Raw genomic sequence first — 4,104 nt, 5'->3', positions numbered from 1 at the left:
GTTATTGCCTTATCTGTGGACAAAGCTTATGTTGAACTCATCGAAAATGGAACACGCCCTAACTAAGTTAGGTAGGGCGGCGGGTCTTTGCCAGTGCGGAAAGGATGTACTGGCAACTTGGGCTAATGCGGTAGTGACTGGTAATATTGCTGACTATAATATGGCACGCTACAGCTTAGTAGCTGCCTTGGGCAATCGTGTAGAGCGTCTCGCTATTGTTGCACCTCTGATTTCGTGGAAAACAACTCATCTTAACATCCTAGTATTTCGCCCTTGTTATCAGGAATATGAAGAAGTCAAGCAACAATGGCCTGAGAACGTTCCTTTACTTCCACTTCATTTACCAGTAGAATTAGAAGCCGGAATCGGGCCGTATGCAACAGGCCGTCATCTAGTTTTATTTCTCGATAGCGCAGCTCCCAGAGGAGACAATCTTCCACAGTCTGTTTGTCTTAGTCTTGAATTTTTAACTACTTGGCGTGCAAGATGGGATATTGCTATAGATTGGCTCACTCCAGTTGCAGTTCCATTGATGAAAGATCGTATACAAGAACTTGCTGATAGCGAATCCCGAAAAAACCGTGCCATCCTGGAATCAATTCTTGCTCATGAAATAGGTCATACAGATGGATTATGGCCTATTTTTCCAAATCATCCTAATTTTGAGCTATCAGCTTTTGCGTCTGTTCCTATCTCACAAGAGGCAGTATTTCGGATTATTTGTAGTGCATTAGCAGATATTGCTGCTGACATAGCACACGCTCATACAGTCACAAGTTATGCCCTTGTTTCATCTTTTGTTTATCACCTTTTAAATCTTCATCGGTGCTGGCAACTAGAGCCTTTCACACCTGGAATTATCTGGAAACCCCTTGCCAAAGATTCGGATTGTCTTGCTGGAGCCTTAGTTGCTTTATCTGTGGTGATGGCTGGAACTAACAGTCAGCCGTACTTGACACAAGCATCTATTAGAGAAGGTTTTTACAATCTAGAGCAGACTTTGCAGGAATTGATTGCGGATATTAAATGCGGATGTACAGAAACAGCATTCAAATTGCTGCAAATACCGATACCTTCTCACCTCAGAAACCTTTTGGATATGGGTCTACCACTCTCTAATATAAGTTTTGAGAAGCAATTGCCGATGCAGAACACTCTAAAGCTTATGTTATTGGAATTTTTGACGGAGTTAAAACAATGAGAATTGTTATTGTGGGAAACGATCTCAGAACAATAGCTCTTGCTAGAGTTCTTTTGGCTGAAGGACATGAAGTTTTAGCAGTTCCTGGATTTTTAGAGACGAAACTTAAAGGGTTATTGTCAATACCACTCCCAATCAGATATAAGGAAGAACCAGCTTGGCAACAGATTCGTCGCGTTAGCGAAATTCTAAATTTAGTTAATCAGCTAAAACCCGATTTGGTAGTCTGCCTTCACGTAGAATCTTCTGATGTGGGTTTAGTTGATGCGCTCATTTATCAATCAAAAGGTAATTACCTGGTTTTTGGGGTTAATCAAAAAGCGTCCCAGCTGGAGACATCAAAGGCTTATGGTATCTCAATTGCTCGTGCTAGTGGTTTGTCTGTACCATCAACTGAAATCGTGCGCGATCGCGATCGGCAGCAATGGTTACTTCAACAACAGACGTTACCTAATCGTCGTTTGGTAATCAAAGCTGATGGATTGGCTGGAGGGCGCGGTACGTTATTTGCTAATAACGCTACTGAGCTTTTAGCAGCTTTCCAAGCTTTGTCAGAGGGTGATGTTATTGTTCAAGAGTATATAGAAGGACAGGAAGTAGCTCTTTCCTTGATGTGCCAAGGCAGAAATATAGTGCTTCTCAATGTAAATTTTGAATTTAAACGGGCTTTTGATGGCGATCGAGGACCAAATACTCCAGGGATGGGAACTGTAGCACGAAATGCTTTTGACCTTAGACACAGCTTATGCTTTCTAGAAGCGCTACCACAAGTTTTGGAATCTTTAGGTTACTGTGGGCCTCTTGATGTTAACTTTATGGTGGATTCCCAACGGCATAAACCTGTTTTTCTAGAATTTACTGCACGTTTTGGCGATCCAGAACTCTCAAGTGAAATTCTTTTACTCAAAAACGTGGATCGATTATTGTTTAGTGTGGCCTCTGGAATCAAACCTAAAATAATATTTCGGCCAGAGCTTTGGGGAGTAGGAGTTGTTGCTAGAGGCGGGACTCATATTCTGGTTGATGAAGATGAAAACTTTACTCACGATTTTAGGGTCAATACTGGTGGAATGGAATCTTGTTTTTCAGGAGTCGGTTATTCCATCTCAAGAACAATTAAAAAAGTTTACAGATATCTTTATAGCTCAGTATCCTTAGAAACTAAATTTCGCAAAGACGTTGGGCAAAACGTATCTTCACGTTGGAAATTATTACAACAAATATTGAATATTTATACTTATAAAATATAAAGTAAAAGTGCCAAGCTTTTCAATGTAAATTGATTTGGGCAAGTTTTAACTACGTGCCCATGCCCTCCTCTCCAGGCGCGTTAGAGAAGCAGGCGATCGCTGCAAAACGGGTGGTATAAAGCGATTGCTAACCTGTAGGTAGCTGCCGCACTAGAAAAAATTCAGTAAACCGAGAAGTGAGAACGATCGCCAGAGCAGTAAGGGTCTGCCGTGACTGCTGGAGCCGGGTAAATTGTATCCAAAAATACAATTTACCCCGCCATCGCATCCAGACATTATATAATTGGTCTATTAAAATTGGCGAGGACTGGTAACTTCATCAAAAATTTATATAATAGGGCGTTTTTTAAAGATTATTTAAAGTTTAAAGCTAGCTAAGTATATTCACTGGTGTATTTGTTCGAGCTAGAGGGTAAGTTTTACCTGATTGGCGTTTACATCTAGCTGTAGAAGGACAAAAGCGAGTTTAGAGTGGAGTTTTACCGTCAGGGTTCAAGGCATCTTTAAGTTGGTTATTCAAAAACAGAACTTGGATAAGTTAGTTTTTTCCTAGCTGGCAAACTTTAAGCATAATTCTTAGCGCCATAACGCATAAATATGCTGAGGATGCCCCAATAAGATTGTGTGGATGCCCTGATCGCAGCAACACAGCTGATAAGACTCCTCTTGGTGGTCTTTTTTCAGCTGACTGAACAGATCGAGTATGTGTATCGACCTTGGGGAGCTAACAAATGTCCGCCTTCGATCTTGGTTTACTGAATACTTCTTACAACGCAACAGATGCTCTTAGCGTTGCCTATCCATCGGACAGGTATAACTTTACGCTCGGCGATACTCAAAGTTTAAAGTTATCACTCACCGGCATCAGTGCAGCAGTGGACTGGCAACTCAACGATAGTCAGGGAACAAATCTGCACAGTGGTTCAATTAGCCCTGCTAGTGTAGGCGCAATTAACCTTGATAATTTGCCATCTGGGGGATATTCTCTTGAGCTTTCCCAAACCAGTGGCGATACCAACTATACTCTCAACATTGACCCCCTGACTAAGTTGAATATAGAATCGGGATTTTTCACCGTTGGGCAAACGGGACAAGTCGGAGTTGATTACTTAATTGACGGTGGCGGATACCAAGGCGAGTTGGCTATTTTCAGTTTGACGGGAATGGAGGCTTTTGCTCCAGGTTCCGACTTATTTATTAAGGAAGTTGCTAGACGATCGCTCAGTAACTCCCCAGAAGGTTACATTGCAATACAAGATGCTACAGAAGGTGCTAAATTTAGTCCCACTTTTCCTTGGGGTGATAACCAAAACAGTGGCGAATATAAAAATATCAAAACATTCACCATGAAACCTGGTGAGAAATTTGGTTTGATGCTGGTTCCTAACGGTACTGTGCAAGAAGTATTCGATCGTCCCAATATCGGCGGAGCAAAGCGTCCTCTATTCTCCTTGGTAACTGCTAATCCGAATGAAGCGTTTCACGTCGGTCAAATTGCTGATGTTACGGGCGATGGGAAAACTTTTGTGATGGAGGATAAGCGGGTTGATGCTGGGTCAGATAAGGATTACAACGATTTAGTTTTTCGGGTAACTGGTGCGAGTGGAAAAGCGGTTAAGTTGGATGATGTAATTGCTCCCGATAAAGATTGGC

Annotated in this window: 3 protein-coding genes; all 3 read left to right on the top strand. The window is 41.8% G+C overall.

The window, feature by feature from the left end; genetic code table 11:
* The coding region (locus H6S82_RS21595) for a hypothetical protein (RefSeq protein ID WP_206756884.1) at positions 1-1,201 on the top strand (1,201 nt) is incomplete at its 5' end.
* Complete coding sequence (locus H6S82_RS21590; protein ID WP_190462947.1) at positions 1,198-2,451, top strand: ATP-grasp domain-containing protein; 1,254 nt, start codon at positions 1,198-1,200, stop codon at positions 2,449-2,451. The genes H6S82_RS21595 and H6S82_RS21590, both read left to right, overlap by 4 nt.
* Before the next feature lie 731 nt (positions 2,452-3,182).
* Positions 3,183-4,104, top strand: a 922-nt coding sequence (locus tag H6S82_RS21585; protein ID WP_191056682.1) for a DUF4114 domain-containing protein, incomplete at its 3' end; no start/stop codon positions are given.

This window comes from Planktothrix sp. FACHB-1355 (assembly GCF_014748295.1).
Taxonomy (GTDB): domain Bacteria; phylum Cyanobacteriota; class Cyanobacteriia; order Cyanobacteriales; family Aerosakkonemataceae; genus Aerosakkonema; species Aerosakkonema funiforme_A.
This window is presented reverse-complemented; position numbering and strand designations above follow the sequence as displayed.

Coding starts and splice junctions, on each gene's coding strand:
- H6S82_RS21590 (WP_190462947.1), top strand. CDS start 1,198: ATGAGAATTGTTATTGTGGGAAACGATCTCAGAACAATAGCTCTTGCT.